The following is a 551-nucleotide window of genomic DNA, read 5'->3' as shown; positions in this document are numbered from 1 at the left end:
TCCCAGGGTTATCCGTAATGCAAGTCGGCAACAGCGGCCGTCGACATGGCTAGCTTCAATTATCAGGAGAATCCGATGAAAGAGCGCATGCTAGAGGACCTGTTTCACGACACGCTCAAGGACATTTATTATGCCGAGCGAAAGATTCTGAGGGCGCTTCCCAAAATGGCCCGGGCCGCACAGTCACCGGACCTTCAGGGCGCCTTCGAACATCACAGGCAAGAGACGCAAGAGCAAATCGAGCGCCTCCAGGAGGTGTTTGAAGCCATTGGCCGAAATCCCCGCGGCAAAACGTGTCCTGCCATCGACGGGATCATCGAGGAGGCCGAGGAGATTATGGACGAATACAAGGGATCAAAGGCCCTTGACGCTGGTCTGATTTCCTCTGCCCAGGCTGTTGAGCACTACGAAATCACGCGGTATGGCACGTTGCGCAGATGGGCACAGGAGCTGGGTAACAGCAAGGCCGAGAAGCTTCTTGCGCAGACCCTTGACGAAGAAGCCCGGACAGACGCGCTCCTCACCAAGATTGCGGATGCAGGAGCAAATGC

General features: G+C 56.3%; 1 protein-coding gene. It reads left to right on the top strand.

Annotated elements, in window-relative coordinates; all coding sequences use genetic code 11:
• Nucleotides 1-75: 75 nt before the first annotated feature.
• Nucleotides 76-551 (top strand): YciE/YciF ferroxidase family protein (locus IE243_RS23035; RefSeq protein ID WP_191321599.1); only part of this gene is annotated, 476 nt, incomplete at its 3' end.

It is taken from the genome of Camelimonas fluminis, assembly GCF_014656355.1.
GTDB classification, from domain to species: domain Bacteria; phylum Pseudomonadota; class Alphaproteobacteria; order Rhizobiales; family Beijerinckiaceae; genus Camelimonas; species Camelimonas fluminis.
This window is presented reverse-complemented; position numbering and strand designations above follow the sequence as displayed.